The 20,145-nt window shown below is 56.2% G+C and carries 13 protein-coding genes; 10 read left to right on the top strand and 3 right to left on the bottom strand.

Annotated elements, in window-relative coordinates; translation table 11 throughout:
• The first annotated feature begins 7 nt into the window (after window positions 1-7).
• A complete protein-coding gene (locus ABWV47_RS11735; protein ID WP_353311925.1) occupies window positions 8-574 on the top strand; it encodes a TetR/AcrR family transcriptional regulator in 567 nt (188 codons plus the stop codon).
• On the opposite strand, the gene ABWV47_RS11740 is transcribed toward ABWV47_RS11735, so the two are convergent.
• Both ABWV47_RS11740 and ABWV47_RS11745 read right to left on the bottom strand, forming a co-directional pair.
• Window positions 568-3,996 carry a translocation/assembly module TamB domain-containing protein gene (locus tag ABWV47_RS11740; RefSeq protein WP_353311927.1) on the bottom strand — a complete coding sequence of 1,143 codons (3,429 nt, stop codon included), beginning with the start codon at window positions 3,994-3,996 and terminating at the stop codon, window positions 568-570. The two genes, ABWV47_RS11735 and ABWV47_RS11740, sit on opposite strands and share 7 nt — an antisense overlap.
• Window positions 3,996-5,759: an autotransporter assembly complex protein TamA gene (locus tag ABWV47_RS11745; RefSeq protein ID WP_353311929.1), complete on the bottom strand. Its 1,764-nt coding sequence runs from the start codon at window positions 5,757-5,759 to the stop codon at window positions 3,996-3,998. Before ABWV47_RS11745 ends, ABWV47_RS11740 begins: the two co-directional genes overlap by 1 nt.
• A 239-nt stretch (window positions 5,760-5,998) precedes the next feature.
• Here ABWV47_RS11745 and ABWV47_RS11750 point away from each other — a divergent pair, with 239 nt between their 5' ends.
• The 6 genes from ABWV47_RS11750 (at window position 5,999) to ABWV47_RS11775 (ending at window position 12,663) form a co-directional block, all read left to right on the top strand.
• Complete coding sequence (locus ABWV47_RS11750) at window positions 5,999-6,709, top strand: lysophospholipid acyltransferase family protein (protein ID WP_353311931.1); 711 nt, start codon at window positions 5,999-6,001, stop codon at window positions 6,707-6,709.
• Window positions 6,710-6,815: 106 nt separating this feature from the next.
• Window positions 6,816-7,652, top strand: coding sequence for a flagellar motor protein MotB (locus ABWV47_RS11755; RefSeq protein ID WP_353311933.1), 837 nt, complete (start codon window positions 6,816-6,818; stop codon window positions 7,650-7,652).
• A 92-nt stretch (window positions 7,653-7,744) separates the two neighbouring features.
• The gene (locus ABWV47_RS11760; RefSeq protein ID WP_353311935.1) at window positions 7,745-9,049 is read left to right on the top strand and encodes a flagellar hook protein FlgE; all 1,305 of its coding nucleotides are present in this window, start codon (window positions 7,745-7,747) and stop codon (window positions 9,047-9,049) included.
• A gap of 37 nt (window positions 9,050-9,086) precedes the next feature.
• Window positions 9,087-10,541, top strand: coding sequence for a flagellar hook-associated protein FlgK (gene flgK, locus ABWV47_RS11765; protein ID WP_353311937.1), 1,455 nt, complete (start codon window positions 9,087-9,089; stop codon window positions 10,539-10,541).
• 2 nt (window positions 10,542-10,543) lie between these two features.
• Entirely contained in the window at window positions 10,544-11,554 is a 1,011-nt protein-coding gene (locus ABWV47_RS11770; RefSeq protein ID WP_353311939.1) for a flagellin, read from the top strand.
• Between the two features lie 8 nt (window positions 11,555-11,562).
• Window positions 11,563-12,663, top strand: coding sequence for a flagellar basal body P-ring protein FlgI (locus ABWV47_RS11775; RefSeq protein ID WP_353311941.1), 1,101 nt, complete (start codon window positions 11,563-11,565; stop codon window positions 12,661-12,663).
• Between the two features lie 301 nt (window positions 12,664-12,964).
• Here the strand turns inward: ABWV47_RS11775 and ABWV47_RS11780 are convergent, their stop codons facing one another.
• The gene (locus ABWV47_RS11780; protein ID WP_353311943.1) at window positions 12,965-15,235 is read right to left on the bottom strand and encodes a PAS domain-containing hybrid sensor histidine kinase/response regulator; all 2,271 of its coding nucleotides are present in this window, start codon (window positions 15,233-15,235) and stop codon (window positions 12,965-12,967) included.
• Window positions 15,236-15,529: 294 nt separating this feature from the next.
• Here ABWV47_RS11780 and ABWV47_RS11785 point away from each other — a divergent pair, with 294 nt between their 5' ends.
• From ABWV47_RS11785 to ABWV47_RS11795, 3 genes are read left to right on the top strand one after another with little or no spacing between them, the layout of a single operon-like run.
• Window positions 15,530-15,994 (top strand): MarR family winged helix-turn-helix transcriptional regulator, encoded by a 465-nt coding sequence (locus tag ABWV47_RS11785; RefSeq protein WP_353311945.1) that lies wholly within the window; start codon window positions 15,530-15,532, stop codon window positions 15,992-15,994.
• Window positions 15,995-15,996: 2 nt separating this feature from the next.
• Window positions 15,997-17,049: an efflux RND transporter periplasmic adaptor subunit gene (locus tag ABWV47_RS11790; RefSeq protein ID WP_422062534.1), complete on the top strand. Its 1,053-nt coding sequence runs from the start codon at window positions 15,997-15,999 to the stop codon at window positions 17,047-17,049.
• 11 nt (window positions 17,050-17,060) lie between these two features.
• A complete protein-coding gene (locus ABWV47_RS11795; protein WP_353311947.1) occupies window positions 17,061-20,120 on the top strand; it encodes an efflux RND transporter permease subunit in 3,060 nt (1,019 codons plus the stop codon).
• The last annotated feature ends 25 nt before the right edge of the window (window positions 20,121-20,145 follow it).

Genomic DNA, 20,145 nt, shown 5'->3' on the forward strand with positions numbered 1-20,145 from the left:
AAGATGGATGCGTGAGAAAATCCTTAGGGCCACGGCGGCAATGTTGGTAGCACATGGCACACAGGCCTCTATGTCAAAGATTGCGCAGCGCGCAGGCGTGGCGACCGGATCGCTCTACAACCACTTTGAAAACAAAGAGGTTTTGATCCGGGCAGTGTATGACAAACTGGCACGCGATATCGAAGTCGCTTTGGTTGAAGGTGATGATCCCAGCCTGACCGCGCCGGAGCGGTTGGCGCTCTATATAGACAACCACATTGAATTCATTTGGGAAGATGCAGATCGGGCGGTGTTGTTTGAGTACCTGTCCAACGTGCCATTGTTGCCGGGTTCTGAGGTGCTCGACAGTTTCCAGCGGACAACAGACTTTATTGCGGAACTGGTGCGGGGGCTGCAAGACGCAGGTTGGGCCGCAGAGGGAAATGTTGGGGTGATCGGTGGGTTCATTGGTGGGGCCATTCGGAACACCTTAAAATGGCAGCGTGCACTGGGTGACCCTTTGACCGAAGACACGCGGATGCTGTTGCGCGAGATGTGCCTGCGCAGTGTGCGTGTCGCGGAGCCCGGTCAGTAGTCGCGTTGAAAGAACAGTCCAATGCCGCTGTCGTCATCAGAGCCAACCTTGCCTTTGACGGTCAAATTGTCGGTGACGTCCAGATTGAGGCTGATCGAGCTTTGGCCTTCGCTGTCCACCCCAATTTCGGTGTAGACGTTTTCATTGATGTATTTGCCAGCGCGTAAGCCCGGTGTGCCGGATTCGTCAAAGGTTAGACCAAGATCATCCAGACCTGAGTTTTCACCAAGACGCGGCCCGCTGGGCCCTTGCCCGGATAGGCTGGCCAGCGCGCGCGCCAGTTGTGCCGCCTGAAGCGCGGAGATGCTGGAGAGGTCGCGGCCAAACAGCAATTGGGAGAGCACCTCGTCCTCGGGCAGTTCCGGGTCGCTTTCCAAAACGATCTGTGGGTCATCAAGCCGGCCGTCAAGGATCACGTAGATTGTGGCATCGGGTTGCTCGGATATGGCGACAACCCGCATGGTGGGCACAAAATCCCCCAGCATAGAGATGCGGCCTTCGTCGATTTCAAAGGTCTTGGCAAGGAAATCCAAGCGCCCGCGAATGAGATCCAGCTCGCCATTGGGTTCTGGTGAATTGGTGTTCCCGGTGATCTTCATGCCACCGTTGAAGTCGGCATTTATGCCAAGGCCGCGCACCGCAATGCGTTCTACGATAGAAATCGTGACATCCAGACCAAAAGGGGGGGCTGCGCCGCCGGATTTTGCCTCGCGTGCCACCAATCCGGCGCGGTCCCGGGTCCTGTGGACGCCGGAGGGTTCGTTGATGTGGTTGATGTCTGGCACCGGTCCAGCGCCGGCAAGCGCCACGGGGCTGACATGGACATCGGTGCGCCCCACGCGGATGTCGCCCGCGATATTGCCGCCGCCGGTGAGTGGTCCGGAGAGGGTGATGTCACCGTCCACGATGGTTTTGAACAGCTGGCCCTGTTGATACTGGATGCCCCGTAGGGTGACGGGGATGTTGCCTGAAAATGGTGGCGCCAGATTGACAGAGCCGTTTACACCGATGTCGCCGCCACCGGAGAATTGGCTTGTGATGGCGAGTTGGGCGGCGTTGCTGGCTAAGGTCACGCTGCCACCGATGTTTTCTAAGGCGATGCGCAGATCTGGCATGGCAAACCGGCCATCACTCAGGGACACGGTCCCGGACACATCCTCGGGTTTGAGCGCGCCTTGCACTTTCAGGTCAAAGTTGGCGGTGCCCTGCATGGAGTTTGGGGTGAGGAACGGGTTGGCTGCGGCCAAAGGCACCGCGCCTGCGAGGGTCAGATTGTTGGCGGTGCCAGTGGGATCTATCAGACCCTTGCCAGTGGCCGAGGTGTTGACGGGACCCGTGGCATCAAAACCCACTTGCCAGCCGTCGGTGACTTGCTCGGCGGTGGCCTGTACTTGCACGGCCCCCGGCAGAGAGGGCACGAACACTTCGACTTGGCCCATGGTGAGGTCGACATTGGCCGTGCTGTTGCCCTGTTGTGGCAAGGTGGCCTGAACGCTTGCGGTTGTGTCTGCGGGTGCGGTGGCGTCCACATCAAAGGCCCAATCTGCGCCGGTTTGTTTGGCTGTGCCGCTGACAGTGGCAGGGCCGCTTAAACCGTCGATATCCACCAGCAGGGCCACCTCATCCAGCGCCGCCTCAAAGCGCAGATCGCTGTTTTCGCTGGCAAGCGTGCCTGAGCCTGATGCGGTGAGATGATCGGTGGTGACTTTGCCCGTGCGCAGGGTCAGGCCAGTGTCGTCACGTTTGGCGGAGAGGTCCACAGCGCTTTGGCCCGCCAGCAAGGTGTCGGCGCGGGGATCATCGATGGTGAGGTCTTGGCCGGATGCGGTCATCTCAAGATCAAAACCACCACTCAAGGGGGCAATGTCCCCTGTCAGCTTGGCGGTGAGTGCACCGGAAATGGCGCGGTTGGCGAGACCTGCGAAAGGCGAAAGATCGGGCACATCCAAAGCGGCGGTTGCGGCGACATTCATGTCCTGACCAGTGCCGGTGATATGCAGATCGCCTTTGGCCACCAATTGGGCGGCTTGCAGCAGGAGATCGGTGATTTTGACACCCGCGCCTTCTTGCCAGTCGATGGTGGCGACAAAGCTGCCAGTGTCGCCCACGGTTTGCGACAGCGTTGGATCGGTCAGCGCCAACCCTTGCATATCAAGCGCCAATTGAGCGGTCACAGCCTGCTGCGGCGCGGAGGCAATGGTGCCGGCACCATCAAGGGAAAGTTGGGCCAGTTTGACCGCCTCAGAGTCGATGCCAATGATGTCCCCGGCAAGGGACCAAGCATCGCCAGCTGTGGCATCAAACTGGGCGCGAAGGGCGGCGCTTTGGATATAGTTTTTGGGACCGCTGACTGGCAAAAGCACCGGGTCGCCATCCTGATCACGTAGGTCGATGTCCAGTGCAAAACGGTCCGGCAGGTTGCTTGCAGTGAGTGCCAAGCTGCCGTTCATGTTTAGAGCACTGGAGCTCAGAGCGAGGTTTTCCAGTTCCGTGCGCCCGTCGCCAAAGCGGCGCAGCAGGGTGTTCAGCGCGATGCTGTCGCCGAAGAAATCCTGATACTCAGGGGCAAACAGGGGCGCCATGTTGCCGCTGATGTCTGCGCGGATCACTTGGGTGGGATCGACTTCCTCAGTTGGGCCGGGCTCTGATGACAGCTCCACGGTCCCCCCCAGTCGCACTTCGCCGTCGCTGGTCAGACGCAGATCGGCCGTGAAGTCATCAAGTGGGCCTTCGCCCAGAACCGTCAAGCCAACCTGAGGCGCGCCGGGCAGTTTGGCCAACGTGGCCACCAGTCCACCGGGGTCTTCATGCACCTGGAGGTCGACGCGCAGCTGGCCGGTCTCGTTGGAATAGGCCCCATCGAGGGCAAAGCGACCAGCAGGGCCGTTGATACGCGCAGCGTTGAACAGGGTCTCGCCTGCGCCACTTTCCAAAATGAGGCGGGCGTTTAAGGACAGATCAACTTGTTCGCCCAGTATCGGTGCACCTAGAGAAATCAGATCAGCCTTAAGCGATTGGATGTTGATGCTGACTGGTAGCTCCGGCAGTGCAAAGGGTTTTGCTTCCACCGTTGTTGGGGCGGGTTCGGTTTTGGGCGTGCGCGCTAAGATGATTTCCTTGGCGCTGAGTTCGTTGACATTGATGTTGCCACGCAGCACCGCGAGGCGGTTCCAGTTCAGTGTGACGCCGTTGACGGTGAGCCAAAGTCCGTCTGCATCGGAAATGCGCAGGGACTCTATGGTGGCGTTGGCGCTGATGGCGCCGCGCAGGCCGATCACCTCAACCTCGCGTCCGGCACCGGACAGAGAGCTTTCCAGAAAGCGGGTCAGCCTGCCTTTGTCTTCGTCGCTGGCATCCTCCGCGTCTTGGGCAGTGGCGGCAAACGGCAGCAGTGCCAAAATAAGGATCAGACCCCAGCGCATCAGTAAGTGTGTCCTATGCCGATATAGAGCTGGACCCCTTCTCCGGTGCTGCCGGAAACGGGCAAGCCCAAATCCAAGCGCAGCGGACCGAAGCCGGTGTTGTAGCGCACACCAAGACCAGCGCCTGCGTGCCAATTTCCGTCACTGGTAAAATCGGCGGTCTCGCCAACAAAGCCTGCGTCATAGAAGGCGACTGTTGAAAACAGATCGTTGATTTTCACACGCAGTTCACCGGAGAGCGCAAGATAGGACAGACCGCCGCTGTCGATGCCGTTCACATTCACAAAGTTGGATTGATAAGGCTGGCCACGCACGGTGCCACCGCCGCCAGTGTAAAACAGCAGGTCTGGCGGGGTTGAACTCAGAGAGGGGCCGATGATGCTGCCCACTTGGAATCGTCCGGCGGCGATCACACCGTTGTCGTTGCCAAAGCCACGATAACCGCGGAGGTCACCCTCAAGATACAGTGCGCTTTGCGCGTCACCGCCGCCCGCATAGGGGAAGGCTGTTGCCTCAACATAGTAGCCACGCGTCGGGTTGGAGATGTTGTCGCGCCGGTCCAGTTTGGTGGTGCTGGTCAGGCCGATGGCTTTGAAGTGCCGTTCGCCAAAGTTGTCGTCGACGTCAGAAATGAACCCGGCCAAAGACAGGCTGGTTTCAAAGCGGTCCGAGTGGATGCGTTTGAAGCCAATGGTTCCCCCAAGCTGGCGCAGGAAATAGAGGTCTTCGTCTTCTTGTTTCAGTTCTGCCCCGATGATCAGCGCTGTGTTGGAACTGAAAGTTGCTGGACGGGTATAGAGCGTGCCGAAGCGATAGTTCACACCGCTGGTTTGCGCTCCGAGGTTTTCGACGGAGGCGTCAAAGCGGAGGTTCTCCGCACCACCGCGTAGATTTCGATGCATCCAGAAGGCTGACAAGCTGAGGCCATCACGGCTTTCCAGTTCTGCCCCAAAGCCAAAGCGGCGAGGGGCATTGTCCACCAGAGCCAGCTCCATATCCAAAGACCCATCGGGGTTGGGCTCGGCTGCTTCGCGCAAATCCACCGTGCGGAAGGTTTCTGTCCGCCGCAGTCGGGCGGACACTTGGCTGACGGTTTGTGGAGAAAACTCGGTGCCCGTGGGCAGATCCGCGATTTCAGCAACCCGCTCCGGGCGCACTTTGGATTGGTCGCGGTACTTCAATTCGCCAAAGGTCAGTTTGGGGCCGGGGTTCAGTTCAACATCTACGTTCAGGGCAGCATTGCGATGATCCGCAGTGATGGATTGGTCAGCTACATTTGCCTTTGCGTGGCCTTGGTTGCGCCATCCATCAATGCCGGCGCGCGCCGCGTCTTCGATGGCGCTCAACTTGGCTGGGGCCTTTGGGGCAAACTCTTCGGGTATCTCCGTTTCTGGCGCAAGCGGTGCAATCTGTGTTTTGCCAAACAAAAACCGTCGCCCGGGTGTGATGTCCACCACCACCTGTGACACGGTTTTGATCTCCGCAAAGGGGGAGATATCGGCGGCTTCCTGTCCGTTCACGCGAATGGAAATTTCGGGACTGAAATAGCCCTGACCATAAAGAACGCTGACCATGCGTTTGTAGTCAGACTGGGCGGCGGCAACGATGTCTTGTCCGCCTGTTGTGCCGTCTTCTTTCGCAGCTGTAAGAAGTGAGGCGCCGCTGAGCCGCTCCTGTAAGGTTTCATCACCACCATTGGTTTTGAAGGAGACCTCAAAAGCCTCAGCTGGCACGAGGCCAGTTGCAACGAGCAATGCTGACACTAAAAGGGTGGAACCGACCGAGCGGAGCTTTCGTGCGCGTGTTCGCAACCTGTTCCTCATGCGCTAAAACAACACTTCAAAAAATTAAATCCGCTTAGCCATTTTGGCCGCTCGATACCGGTAGAGTAGCCCAAGCGGGACTCGCTGACTACAGCGCAAATGACGTTGGGCAAAATCAAGTGCGCAGGCCCGGTGAGGGCGCGCGCGTTTACAGACAGAAACGGGCCAAGAGACACAGAATGAAGAGGCTAAGCCGCAGTTATCCGGTTCTTGTGATCCGAAGTCTGACGTTTTATGCGCTGGCCGGTCTGGCAGTGGTGCCGTTCCTAGTGCTCTGGCCAGCGATCTTGTTGTCGCGCGACGTGGTCTATGCCATCACCGACCGCTATTTGTGGGTGCAGCTGTGGCTTCTGCGCGTTGTCTGCGGAATCAGATACACCGTTTCGGGGCAGCACCACATGCCAGATGAACCGGTTTTGATCGCGTCTCAGCATGAAAGCACGTGGGAGACGTTGTTCTATCAGGTCTTACTGGGTCGACCGGTGATGTATGCCAAAAAGCCGATATTCACCTATCCGGTGTTTGGGCCTGTGATGCGAAAGCTTGGCCATGTGCCGGTGGAAAGCAGCGCCACGGGAGATGCGATGCGCGCCGGGTTTCGCGCCGGTGCGGCTGCTGTGAAAGACGGGCGCTCATTGGTGATCTTTCCAAGCGGCACACGGCGAGTTGCGGATGCTGGTCAGATGCAGGCGGGGGTTGGGGTGCTCTATCAATTGGCAAATGTGGCGGCGGTGCCGGTGCGTATCAACAGTGGCGCCTGCTGGCCACACGGCACATTTGTCAAATATCCAGGAGTCATCAAGGTTGAGATTGGCCCACCGTTTCCGGCAGCAATGGACCGGCGCAGCTTTATGTCTGCGTTAACCAAAATGCTGCAGGATGAGACGTGATCGCCCGGTGATCCTGCGGGCAAAATCCTTAAAATACCATATGTTAAGGTCAGGGTAACAGCTGCGCGGTAAGTCTCATCCTAGGGTGAAAAAAGGGTGACGTGCGATGGCAGATAATTCCAACGCGCCGGTGATCATTAAACGCAAGAAAGTGATCGCGGGTGGTGGGCATCATGGTGGGGCGTGGAAGATCGCCTATGCTGACTTTGTGACAGCAATGATGGCGTTCTTTCTTTTGATGTGGCTGATCAATGCCACAACAGAACAGCAACGGTTAGGAATCGCGGAGTTCTTCAACCCGACGGTTCCGTTGAACAAAATTTCCGGCGGCGGCAGCGCAATGTTTGGTGGCGACAGCGTGTTGGAAGAGCAGATTCTGGCCTATTCGGGAGCAGGTGGTTTGCCCACTTCGTTGAAAGGTCAGCCAGAGCCTGTCGAATTTCAGCAGCCCGGCCAAGGAACAGACGATGGTCTGGAAGAGGGTCTCGCAGAAATCAAAGACCTCCTGATTGGCGGTGGGGGTGAAAGCCTCCTGTCTGACAACTTGATGAAACACGTGGTCACGCGAGTGACCGATGAAGGCTTGGTGATTGAGATCTTTGACTCCGAAACGGCCCGTCTCTTTGTAGAAGGCGCTGCGGATCCGATGCCGATACTTCTGGATTTGGCAGAACTGATGTCGGAAGTGTCCAATTTGGTGAGCAATCGTGTGGCGGTCGAAGGTCATGTGCGCTCTGAATTGATCACCGTGCGTGAAACACAAGCATGGCCTTTGTCTGCGAATCGCGCGGATACCATGCGTCAGCTGTTGGAAATCTACGGGTTGGAGACGGATCGGATTGCGCGGGTGACAGGACACGCGGACCGGGAAATGGTGTCAAATATCCCGCGTGACCTTAGAAACAACCGTTTGGAGATCATATTGCTGAGGTCAGATCGATGAGAATTGGGAAAAATTTTAACCGTTAGGAGGCTGTTAAGCGCCCACGTCGTAACAGTTTGTTCGAACAGATTGTTACAGCAGAAAGGCGTATCATGTCGATTTCCTCCTCGCTCAATGCCGGTGTGGCCGGGCTCTCCTCCAATGCCACCCGACTGGCGACCATTTCCGACAACATCGCGAACTCTGCCACCTATGGCTACCGTCGCGTTGAAACGGATTTTCAGTCTATGATCACAGGCTCCTCCGGCGGGAAATATTCCGCTGGTGGTGTTCAGGCCCGAAGCTTTCGCTTGATCAGCGAAGGTGGGTCGCTCACGCCTACCACTAACCCGACCGATTTGGCGGTGCGGGGTCGCGGATTTATTCCGGTTACGTCCATCAACGCTGTCAAAGCTGGGTCGCAGAACCCTCAAATGATGTTGGCGACCACTGGGTCGTTCCGTCCTGATGAAGATGGATATTTGGTTTCAGGCGGGGGGCTCGGACTGATGGGTTGGCCAGCTAACCCAGATGGGACAATTCCAAACGTGGCGCGTGACACCGACACCGCGTTGGAGCCGATCCGTCTTTTGACCACGCAGTTGGTTGGGTCCCCAACCACGTCGGTGGACTTGGGTGTGAACCTTCCAGCGACTTCGACTGTGGCAGGTGCCGCAGGTGATGTGGAAACGCTCAGCATTGAGTACTACGGCAACCTTGGCCAAGCTGAAACACTGAACATTGAATTTACGCCAACTGTTCCGGGTGCTGGTGCGTCCAATGAATGGAACGTTGTGATCCGCGATTCTGCGTCTGGTGGCGCGGTGATTGGCGACTACACGCTGACGTTTGACGATGGTCGGACGACAGGGGGTCTGTTGAACAACGTCGTGACAAACGTGGGTGGCGCCTACAACGCGACAGATGGGTCAGCGATCTTGAACGTCGCGGGCGGACCGATGGAAATCAACCTTGGTATCCTTGGTGAAGAAGGCGGTATGAGCCAGCTTGGCGACGCCTACGCACCGCTTAAAATTGACAAAGATGGTGCGCCGGTTGGCTCCATGACGTCAATTGAGGTGGATGGCAACGGTTACGTACACGCCTTTTTCAACACAGGCATCACACGGACAATTGCGCAGATCCCGCTGGTAGATGTGCCGAACCCGAACGGCCTCGGCATCTCGCTTGATTTCCAAACGTATGTCCCTTCCAACGAGAGCGGACCCTATTTTATGTGGGATGCTGGCACAGGGCCATCTGGTGAACTTCTCTCTTATGTCCGCGAAGAATCGGCAACCGATGTTGCGGCGGAACTCACCGATATGATCCAGACACAGCGCGCCTACAGCACCAACGCCAAGGTCATTCAGACCGTGGATGAGATGCTGCAGGAAACCACCAACATCAAGCGCTGATAATAGGACCGAGGCCTAAGGCCCGAAAGGAAAAGCTATGAGTATCGGAAGCGCGCTATCCAATGCGATGAGCGGACTAACGGCTTCGGCACGAAGTGCGGAGGTGTTGTCATCCAACATCTCCAACGCCACCACGGAAGGCTATGGGCGTCGGACTTTGGGTCAGTCGGCCAGCCTATACGGGTATTCGGGCGGGGTCTCGGTCAACGGCGTAACCCGCAACGTGAACCCGGTGACAATCGCGGAACGTCGTCTGGCGGATGCCGGACAACAGTTGGCAACCGGGACCAGCGACTTTTACAGTCGGTTGGAGCGGTTGGTCGGCACGCCAGAAGACTCAAAGAGCCTGTCTGGTGTTATGGCGAGCTTTGAAAGCACCCTTGCTGCGGCAACCGGTGCACCGGACAGTGACATTCGCCTCAAGAACGCGTCTTTGGATGCTGAACGGATCGTGGATGCCTTCAAAACGGCATCTGATGGCATTCAGACCATGCGGTCGGAAGCGGACAGTACGATTTCCAATATGGTTGATGGTCTCAATAACATGTTGGGACAGACGCAAGAGATCAATCGCAAGATTTCTCTTGCGATCAACCAAGGTTTGGAAACCGCCGCATTGAAAGATGCGCGGCATGCTTTGCTGGATCAAATTGGTGAGATGGTTCCCATCCGCACCATTGCACGGGATCGTGGCGGTGTTGCGATTGTAACAACGTCAGGCGCCGTTCTGTTGGATGGGAAAGCTTCGGAAATCGAATTCACCGAAGCCGGGACTGTGATGCCTCATATGACCGCAGGCAACGGCATGTTGTCTGGCCTCACAATCAATGGATATGCGGTTCGAATTGACTCTGAAAAAGGCGCGCTCGCCGGTGGTGCCATTGGTGCACAATTTGCCATCCGCGATGAATATGGCGTTGATGCGCAGGCCGATTTGGACTCTGCAGCGCGCAACCTGGTTGAACGGTTCCAAGATCCGGCGGCGGATCCGACGTTGGCTGTTGGCGACGCTGGATTGTTCACAGATGCGGGCTTGGCCTTCAACGCGGCTGATGAAACCGGTCTTGCTGGCCGACTGGAGTTGCACAACTCCGTGTCACTTGATGGTGCCGCCGAAACATGGCGTTTGCGCGATGGGCTTGGAGCGGCCGCTCCGGGCGATTCCGGTGATGCCACTCAGCTGAACCGGTTGCTCGACACCATGCAAGCGCAGGTGGTTCCGGTTTCCGGTAATTTTGGCACCAAAGCCGTGTCGATGAGTGAGTTGAGCGGCAAATTTCTGTCCAACGTCGCAAGTGACCGCGTTCAAAGCGATCAGGACCTGACTTTTGCCACCGCGCAGCTTGTCAGCATCGAAGAGCTGGAGCTGTTGGATGGCGTGGACACCGACCAAGAATTGCAACGTTTGATGTTGGTGGAGCAGGCCTATGCGGCCAATGCACGCCTGATTCAAGCCGCTGATGAAATGATGCAAGCCCTGTTGAGGATCTAAACATGCCGATCACGTCAATTGGAGACATGGCGCAGCACATGATGATGTCGCGCCGCAACACCGAGGTTCGAAACAACCTTGATAGACTGGCCTATGAGCTCAGCTCGGGGCGCAAATCAGATGTGGCCCAATCACTAAAAGGCGATTTCAACCTTCTGGCGGGCGTGGAGCGCGAACTGACCGTGTTGCAAGGCTATGAAGTTGCGACCACCGATGCCGAATTCTTCACAGATGTCGGGCAGGCCGTGTTGCAACAAGTGCAGGACACCGCCGGTGGTTTGGGACGTGACTTGTTTTCCGCAGTGAATTCGGGGCTGTCTGCTTCGGTGAACAGTGTTTCACAGAATGCGGCCAATGACTTTGATGCCATCGTCAATGCCTTGAATACGCGTGCCGGTGATCGCACCGTATTTGCGGGGACTGCGACCGATGGTGCGGCCCTGATTTCCTCCCAAGACATGATGACACAACTTTCGGCGGCTGTGCTGGGATTGACCACGGTTGCAGATGTTGTGGCGGCCGTTGATGATTATTTCATGTCCCCAGGCGGCGGTTTTGAGACCAACGCTTACTTGGGAAGCAACACCGATCTGGCGCCGTTTCGCTTGAGTGACAACGAAGTGGCAAATTTCGACGTTCGCGCTGATGACCCGGAAATTCGGGAGGCCATGCGCGATTCTGCATTGGCTGCCATGGCGATCGATCCGGGTCTTGGGTTTGATCTTGAGCAAAAGAAAGATCTGATTGCGGTTGCTGGTGAGCGCTTGCTCCTTGATCAAGATGCGCTGATCGAAACGCGTGCAGATGTCGGTTTTAACCAAGAGCGCATTGACAGTGCGGTCACCAACAATGCGGCACAACGTAGCGCGCTTTTGATGACGCAAAGCGATCTTCTGGGTGTCGATGAGACAGAGGTGGCCGGGCAGCTGCAAGCCGTGCAGGTGCAGCTAGAAATGGTCTACACGATCACTGCACGGCTCTCGCAACTCACATTGGCGAACTATGTAAGATGATGAAATTTATGAGCTTAGCAAGAATGCTATGCCTCCTGCTGCTGTTGCCCGCGATGGCCTCAGCAAGTCAAATCCGGATCAAAGATCTTGTGGAATTTGACGGTGTACGAGGAAACGATCTGGTCGGCTACGGTTTGGTGGTTGGCCTGAACGGCACTGGTGATGGGTTGCGCAACGCGCCTTTCACCGAAGAAATTATGGGCAATATTCTGGAACGTCTGGGTGTGAACATCACCGGCGAACAGATGCGTCCCAAAAATGTGGCGGCGGTCTTTGTAACAGCGACCTTGCCGCCCTTTGCCCGTGCTGGTGGCACGGTAGATGTGACCATTTCGGCAATTGGCGATGCCAAAAGCCTGTTGGGCGGAACGTTGGTGATGACACCGATGAACGCCGCAGATGGTGAGATCTACGCAGTCGCGCAGGGCACAGTGATCGCAGGGGGCGTGGCCGCCGAAGGGGACGCCGGCGGCGTCGTCAAGGGTGTGCCCACGTCGGGTGTGATCCCGTCTGGAGCCCGCGTAGAACGAGAGATCGAATTTGATTTTTCATCGCTGACCAATATGCGTCTGGCGTTGCGGGAACCGGACTTCACAACAGCTGGCCGCATTGAACAGGCGATCAACCGCAGCTACGGCCGCCGTGTTGCGTTGATGTTGGATGCAGGCACGGTGCAGGTTGATATCGACAGCACCAATCAAATCTCTCCTGCGCATGCTTTGAGCCAGATCGAGAACATCACTGTGCAGCCAGAACGCAAAGCGCGGGTGGTGGTGGATCAGCGGTCCGGCACCATCGTGATGGGGGAAGATGTACGGATTTCGCGCGTTGCAGTCTCCCAAGGTGGATTGACCCTTCGTGTGACCGAAACGCCTCTGGTCGTGCAGCCCAACCCCTTCGCCGATGGTGAGACCGTGGTGGTGCCACGCACCGATGCGGAGATTGATGAAGACCCCGGCATTGCATTGGCTGAGGTGCCATCTGGCACCTCGTTAAGCGAGGTGATTGAGGGCTTGAATGCGCTGGGTGTCGCGCCGCGAGACATGATCGACATCCTGAAGAGCATAAAGGCTGCGGGCGCATTACATGCGGAGTTCTTGGTACGGTAAGCGGCCCGCAATTAGACAGTTCGCGACGAAATATGAGGCGGTGTGTGATGGCACATCGCCTTTTTTCTTTTCGCGCTGGTGGCTGTTTTGCGAAGACCTCTTACGACAATCCTGAAACAGGTGAGGACGTGAGCAACTCAGTCCCATTCCCACGATGGGGACGGTGGGAATCTCCGCCGTTTTACTCTGCAACACTGTTTTGAAAACCTGACCCCGGTGCGGATCATGGGTTGTTAGACGCGCTCAGCTCTCGCTCAGATGGCTTTATGACGGCGTGGCTCTGACCTGTGGTGAGACGCTTTCAGGCCTCCAGCGCAGACTTTTCCGCCGACGTCTGACGGATGCGTCGTGCGGCCTGTTTCTGCAAACTGATCACCAGATCCGCCCGACGGATTGGCTTGGTCAGAAAATCATCCATACCAGCGGCAAGGCAGAGCTGCCGTTCGCTTTCAAACGCATTGGCAGTCAAAGCAATGATGGCAGGTTGTACAACGTCGCTGGCACGGATGGCCTCTGTTGCTTCGATGCCGCTCATGTTCGGCATGGACATGTCCATGAAAATTACATCGGGCGGGGTCGTCATTGTGGCTTCGACCGCGTCATAGCCATCATTGGCAAACCGCAATGAAATAGGCAGCGGTTCCAGGAATTTTCGGATCAACAGCCGGTTTGTCTTATTGTCCTCTGCGACCAAAACATCCAGCCCCACAAGATCAATGGCGTCGTACTCAGGCGCGCCATTTTGGTCGCCGGTGCCCGCAGCCACCGTGTCTTTATCAGGCACGTCAACAGGGAGAGACACCGTGAACCGTGACCCTGCTCCGTAGGTGGACTCCACCTCAATGCCGCCACCCATCATTTGTGCAAGCACCTGACAGATGGTTAGTCCCAGTCCCGTTCCCCCGAACCGGCGCGTGGTGGATGTTTCGGCCTGTGAGAACCCGTCAAAAATGGTCGACAGCTTGTTCTCGGGGATGCCGATACCTGTGTCCTCCACGCTAAAATGCAGAAGTGTCTGGGCCTCCCCGGCTTTTTGCTGTTTTTGCGTACACCACACATCAACATCAATTGACCCGTGTTCTGTGAATTTTGTGGCGTTGCCAATGATGTTGGTGAGAATCTGACGTAGGCGGATATCGTCGGCCACCAGCTGATCCGAAAGCTGCGCATCAAAGGTGAGGTTGAGTGACAGTCCTTTGTCCAAGGCTGCCGGCTGCAGGAGGCGGATGGTGTCGTCAAAGCAAGCACGCGTGTCAAACGCGGTCGCATTTATTTCCAACTTTCCAGCTTCCATTTTGGACAGATCAAGAATGTCGTTCAAAATGGTCAGCAGGCTGCGAGAAGAGCCCAAGATGGTTTGCGTGAAATCAACTTGATCCGGCGTTTGCTCAGTTTCGGACAACAAATCCGCCATACCAATGATACCGGTCAATGGCGTGCGGATCTCATGGCTCATGCTGGCCAGAAAATCGGCTTTGGTTTTTGCAGCGTCTTCGGCTGAGAGCCGCGCTGCTTTCATGGTTTCACTGTGTTCTTTGATCGCAGAGGTGTCACGGCCGATGGTCACAAAGAAATCGACGATACCTTCGTCGCTCTTTACGGGCACCAGATGCACATCAGCCCAACGCACAGTGCCATTGGGCTCCTCGTTGCGCAGTTCGGCGCGCTGCGCCTCGCCCTGTTTTAGAGCTTCTTCCACCAATGCCTGAAACCCTTTCCAGCCATTGGACAAGGCCAACAATTCATGGAACGGGCGTCCGAGCGCCCAGTCTGCCGATATCTGCGTCAGGTTGCTGAACGAGTCGTTGACCCATTCGATGTTTTGTTCGGCGTCCATCAATATGACTGCATCGCTGGTTTTGCGCGCCACCATCGAGAGTTTTTGCAGCTCCCTCTGCTGGGACTCAAGCTTCTTGTTCGCCAGGCATAAATCCACCTGGCTGCGTTTGAGCTCTCGATTTCGCCTGAAATTTTCAAGGGCCGCTTTGGCAAACGAGAACGACATGAAACCCATGCTGAGCACCACCATCAGCTCGGGGTATTGGATCTCCGATGTGGCGCTATACCGGATTTGTTTGTAGACCAGCAAAGTCACAGGTGTGCTGACAAAAAGAACAAGCTTGAAAATCGCTATGGTAGGATTGGTGGGCAGTATCAAAGCGGCATTCACGACGCCCATCGCAAGCACGGCCGTAATGCCGAGTATCGAGCTGTCTTCTCCAAAGGTCAGGACATAGAAGACTGAGGTCCCCACCATCGATAGACCCTGAAGGATGCCGGAGAAGTAAGCCAGACGCCGCACTTTCCCAAGGTCATCACCGCGATTCAGGCGGGGTTGAACTTGGCGTAGCACAAAACAATCGACGGCTTCCCCAAACAACAAGATGGCCGTGGCCAAAGTGCCAAACAACAACGATGTGTGTCCGACGATCAGCAGCCACCCCAAAGCATAGATCGCGACCCGGCGCCACAAGGCAGCCAGGCGCTCATTGGCGTATTGCGTCAGGAGATCGCACTCTTCACGTTCGATGTCTTTGCAACGCAAGAGCTGATGATTGGAAACTGCCGTCATTGGTGCCGCAACTCTCTAAGTTCAGAAGAGACTCGTAACGCTCCGCCGTTAATTAAAGATTTGTGCCGAGAGTTTATAGGTAAGACCTTGCGGAAGCTTTGGTCAGATTCGAAGAAAAAAGATCATAAACACTGGTTTTAAACGAAATCGGATCGGTCTCGATTGGCTGTGGGGCGGGCAAAAGTTAAATTTTTACCTGCACTTGGACGTATTTTTTTCCAGTCAACTCTTGCAGTGTCGAAATGCTTCTATAAATGGATGTTTCTAAAGATGAAGTAATTTAGGGAGTCGCTTGTGTCTGAAGATCTGTTTGCGAATACGGACCTGCCGCCAGAGTTCAAAGCCATTATTGGTGTGTTTGCACTGTTCAACCAGATCGAAGCTGAGCTGGAAGATGTCAATATTGATCCACCGCTTTCCAAAATGGAGAAGCGGATGTTGGTGTTTTTGGATCGGCCCAAACGTATGGGCGCTTTGGCTGATGACACGTTTTGTGTGCCATCCGCGGTGACACCTGTTGCGGATGTTTTGGAAACCCGCGGCATTGTTAGCCGCACCCGTGATCCCCTAGATCGACGTGCTTGGCTTTTGGAGTTGACCCCGGAAGGCGAAGCCGCGCGAGAGTATGTGATGTCAGAAGTGGTCACACGATTTCGATGCTTTTCTGGCATGAATGCCGAAGAGATTCCCCAATTTGCCAATCTGGCAATCAAAGCCATGCCCGGTGCCGTAGAGGCCGGGTTGATGGAGGACGAGTAAATATGAAACGAGCTGGATTTTTTGGTGCATTTGCGGCGATGATGACCTTTGCCGTCGCCGCTGCGGCGCAAACTGAGGGCACAAGCATCAAGCCGGTTAAGCTGATGCAGGTGACAGAAGCCCCGGTTGCTTTTTCGCGACAGTTTTTTGGACAGGTGAAAGCACGGCAAAGCGTTGATCTCGCCTTTCAAGTGGCCGGACAGATCATTGCGTTTGGGGTAACTGAAGGCAATGACATCAAGAAAGGCGATACAATCGCCGAGCTTGATCAGGAGATTTTTGAGCTCCAATTGGATCAGGCGCGTCTGCAAAAAGGCCAGGCGGATCGCACGGTGCTTCGGTTGGAGAAGCTGCGCGGCAACACAGTCAGCCAAGTGACTTTAGATGATGCGGAGACCGCGGCGTCTTTGGCAGAGATCGCAGTGCGTAACGCGGAATGGTCACTGCACCATGCCACGTTGACTGCGCCGTTTGATGCGCTGGTGTCCAGCCGAAACGTCGAGATTTTCTCCACGGTTTCCAGCGGTACACCTGTGGTGCGTATTCATGATTTGAGCGAATTGCACATCGAAGTCGATGTGCCAGAAATCCTGTTTCAGCGGGCGGATCGGGATCCAAACGTGACCATCACGGCCAAGTTCCCGGGCAGTGATGAAGAGCATGTGCTGAAGGTGCGTGAATTTGATGCTGAGACATCCAGTATTGGTCAGACCTTTCGGATCACCTTTTGGATGGCGCCGCCAGAAGACCGTGTGATCCTTCCGGGGTCGTCGGTCACCGTTTCGGTCAAGGCATCAGAACCTTCAACGGGCATTTTGTTGCCAGCCACGGCGATTGTGATCAACGACGCTGGCGCCATCGGCGTGATGCGCTTTGATCCGGTTGGCGGCACAGAGGGGGCGGTTACATGGGTTCCCGTCGCCACCGAACCTGCATTGGCTGGAAAGCTGCGTGTCACATCTGGTCTAAACGATGGTGACGAAGTGGTGTTGACGGGTGGAGGCACGCTGACTGACGGTCAGACAGTGCGCCGCTTTGTTGGCTTTGGAAACTGAGGTCGAAAACAATGCCCAATATTGCGCGCGGGTCGATTGATCGACCAATTTACACTTGGTTGATTGTTCTGATCTTTCTGTTTGGCGGAGCGATCAGTTTCTTAAACTTGGGGCGGCTGGAAGATCCAGCCTTCACCATCAAACAGGCGGTTGTGACCACCAGCTACCCCGGGGCCACGGCTGCGCAGGTGGCGATTGAGGTCTCCGAACCGTTGGAATCTGCCATCCAAAAGATGGAGGAGATCGACTTTATCACCTCCACCAATCAACCAGGCCGGTCCCGGATCAATGTGCACATCAAGTCGACCTACGGCGGTGACGAGTTGAAAGATATCTGGACGCGGTTGCGGGCCCGGGTCGGTGATGCGGCGCGTAACTTGCCATCTGGCGTCGATGCGCCTCAGGTGAATGACACCTTTGGTGATGTGTTTGGCATCTTTTTTGCGGTGACTGCCGAAGGATATTCGGACGCTGAAAAGCATGAGCTGGCCACATTCCTGCGGCGAGAGTTCCTGACGGTCGACGGGGTGGCGGATGTAGAAATCCAAGGTCTGCCGGAAGAAGCGATTTTTGTAGAACCTGATTTGGCTTTGTCGGTGAACCAAAACATCTCGCTCACCGCGATTGCCAATGCGATTGCCAATGCAGACTCAGTGTCCTCCGCCGGTTCAATCACCGCAGAGGGATACAAAACCCGCATCATGCGCCCGGACGGATCAAACTCGGTCAATGAGATTGCGGGGCTGTCATTGGGGCAAAGCGGCCACGTTGTGAACCTTATCGATATGGCAAATGTCGTTCGTGAACGTGTGCGTGATCCCCGTCAGATCATCCGGTTCAATGGTGATGAGGCCTTCACACTGGGGGTGGCAGGGATTGCCACCGAAAACATCGTGGAAGTGGGCAATCGCGTCGACGCCAAGCTGGCATCAATGCAAGGGGACATTCCTGCGGGCGTTGAGCTGCTGCCAATTTATCAACAGCACCTTGTGGTGGACAAAGCGTCCAACGATTTCTTGGTCAACCTTGCAATGTCAGTGGCCATTGTGGTGGCTGTGTTGGCCGTGTTCATGGGGTGGCGTGCCGCCGTGGTTGTGGGAACGACTCTTTTTCTGACGGTGGTGGGCACGTTCCTATTTATGGGCATGTTCTCCATTGAAATGGAGCGGATCTCTCTAGGCGCTTTGATCATTGCGATGGGCATGTTGGTGGACAACGCGATTGTTGTCGCGGAGGGCATGCAAATTTCCATGCATCGCGGAAAAACCTCACGGGATGCCGCTGATGAGGCTGCAGGCAAGACGCAGATCCCGCTTTTGGGGGCGACCATCATTGGGATTATGGCGTTTGCCGGGATCGGGTTGAGCCCAGATGCAACCGGCGAATTCTTATTCTCGCTGTTTGCCGTGATTGGCATTTCGCTGCTGTTGAGTTGGGTTCTGGCGCTTACAGTGACCCCGTTGTTGGGCCACTATCTGTTTAAACAGGGGGATGGCGATGGCGCTGACGCGTATGGCGGCTTGATCTTCCGAATGTATGGAGGAACCTTGCGGTTGGCGCTGAAGATGCGGTGGCTGGTGATCCCGGGGCTTCTGGCCGTGACTGTCGCCTGTTACGCAGGCTTTGGCATGGTGAAGCAACAGTTCTTCCCAAACAGCAACACGCCGCTGTTCTTTGTGAACTACAAACTGCCACAAGGCACGCCAATCACAACAACTTCGGCACATTTAGAAGTGATCGAAGAGTGGTTGGCGAAGCGCGACGATGTGGTCGATTACGCCACCGTAGTGGGACAAGGTGCGACACGGTTCTTGTTGACGTACAATGCGGAGCCAGCCAATCCCAGCTATGGTCATATGATCATCCGGACGGAAAACTTGGACCTCATTCCGCCGCTTCAGGCTGACCTAGAGGCCTTTGCTGCGGCGCAGTTGCCGGAAGGGGAGTTTCGCACCAAACGGCTGGTCTTTGGCCCCGGCGGTGGCGATCCGATCCAAGTGCGGCTTTCCGGTGTTGATCCGGTGGTGCTGCGCCAGCTTGCGTCTCAGACAGAGCGTTTGCTGAAAGAAGCCTCTGATAACATCATCAGTGTGCGCACAGATTGGCGTGAGCAAGAAGTGGTGATCAAACCGCTGTATGCCACGGAGAGAGCGCAGACGGCGGGGGTCAACCGTGAGGACTTGGCAGCGATGCTGCAGTTCTCGACAGATGGCAGCCCAACTGGGGTGTTCCGTGAAAACGAGCGTTTGATTCCGATCATCATTCGTCGCCCGGCAGAGGGTGAATACGGCTTGCTTGATCAACTGGTCTATTCCTCAACGGCCAACAGCTTTCTGCCTGTCGAACAGATGGTGGATGGGTTTGTGCATGAAACGCAAAACACGCTGTTGCACCGCCGGGATCGCGTCGCAACGATCTCCGTGGGGGCGGACATTAACCCCAATCTGACGGCCGCGCAGGTGCAAGCAGAGGTGACCGCTGCGATTGAGGCGATGCCAATTCCGGTCGGCTATACGATGGAATGGGGCGGCGAGCTTGAGACCTCCGGTGACGCGCAGGCCAGTCTTGGTGCGCAGTTGCCGCTTAGCCTGTTGATCATGGTGCTGATTTCGGTGCTGCTGTTTAATGCAGTGCGTCAGCCAATCATCATCTGGTTGCTGGTGCCGATGTCGGTCAACGGCGTGGCGCTTGGTCTGTTGGCCACCGATATGCCGTTCACCTTTACCGCGCTGCTGGGTTTGCTCAGCTTGTCAGGCATGTTGATCAAGAACGGCATTGTTTTGGTGGAGGAGATCGACTTTGTGCGCAAAGAGGGTCTGCCGCTGCGTGAGGCGATTGTCACGGCGAGCGTGTCGCGTTTGCGTCCGGTTCTGCTGGCGGCGGTGACCACGATTCTTGGGATGGCACCGCTGTTGAGTGATGCGTTCTTTGTGTCGATGGCGATCACCATCATGGGGGGGCTGGCTTTTGCGACGGTGCTGACGTTGATTGCAGCGCCGGTGTTCTATCTGGTCTTTTTTGCCGGCCAAGAGCGCCGGGAAAAGGCCGCAGCCGTGGCCGCTCCAGCCTAAGCAACAGAGAATGAAACGAGAAAAG

The organism is Shimia sp. NS0008-38b, assembly GCF_040370365.1.
Lineage (GTDB): Bacteria > Pseudomonadota > Alphaproteobacteria > Rhodobacterales > Rhodobacteraceae > Shimia.

Bases quoted from the DNA above. Each gene is read 5' to 3' on its own strand.
- ABWV47_RS11760 (WP_353311935.1), top strand. From the start codon at position 7,745: ATGTCGATTTCCTCCTCGCTCAATGCCGGTGTGGCCGGGCTCTCCTCC.
- ABWV47_RS11795 (WP_353311947.1), top strand. From the start codon at position 17,061: ATGCCCAATATTGCGCGCGGGTCGATTGATCGACCAATTTACACTTGG.
- ABWV47_RS11770 (WP_353311939.1), top strand. From the start codon at position 10,544: ATGCCGATCACGTCAATTGGAGACATGGCGCAGCACATGATGATGTCG.
- flgK (WP_353311937.1), top strand. From the start codon at position 9,087: ATGAGTATCGGAAGCGCGCTATCCAATGCGATGAGCGGACTAACGGCT.
- ABWV47_RS11755 (WP_353311933.1), top strand. From the start codon at position 6,816: ATGGCAGATAATTCCAACGCGCCGGTGATCATTAAACGCAAGAAAGTG.
- ABWV47_RS11735 (WP_353311925.1), top strand. From the start codon at position 8: ATGCGTGAGAAAATCCTTAGGGCCACGGCGGCAATGTTGGTAGCACAT.
- ABWV47_RS11740 (WP_353311927.1), bottom strand. From the start codon at position 3,996: ATGCGCTGGGGTCTGATCCTTATTTTGGCACTGCTGCCGTTTGCCGCC.
- ABWV47_RS11790 (WP_422062534.1), top strand. From the start codon at position 15,997: ATGAAACGAGCTGGATTTTTTGGTGCATTTGCGGCGATGATGACCTTT.
- ABWV47_RS11780 (WP_353311943.1), bottom strand. From the start codon at position 15,235: ATGACGGCAGTTTCCAATCATCAGCTCTTGCGTTGCAAAGACATCGAA.
- ABWV47_RS11775 (WP_353311941.1), top strand. From the start codon at position 11,563: ATGAGCTTAGCAAGAATGCTATGCCTCCTGCTGCTGTTGCCCGCGATG.
- ABWV47_RS11750 (WP_353311931.1), top strand. From the start codon at position 5,999: ATGAAGAGGCTAAGCCGCAGTTATCCGGTTCTTGTGATCCGAAGTCTG.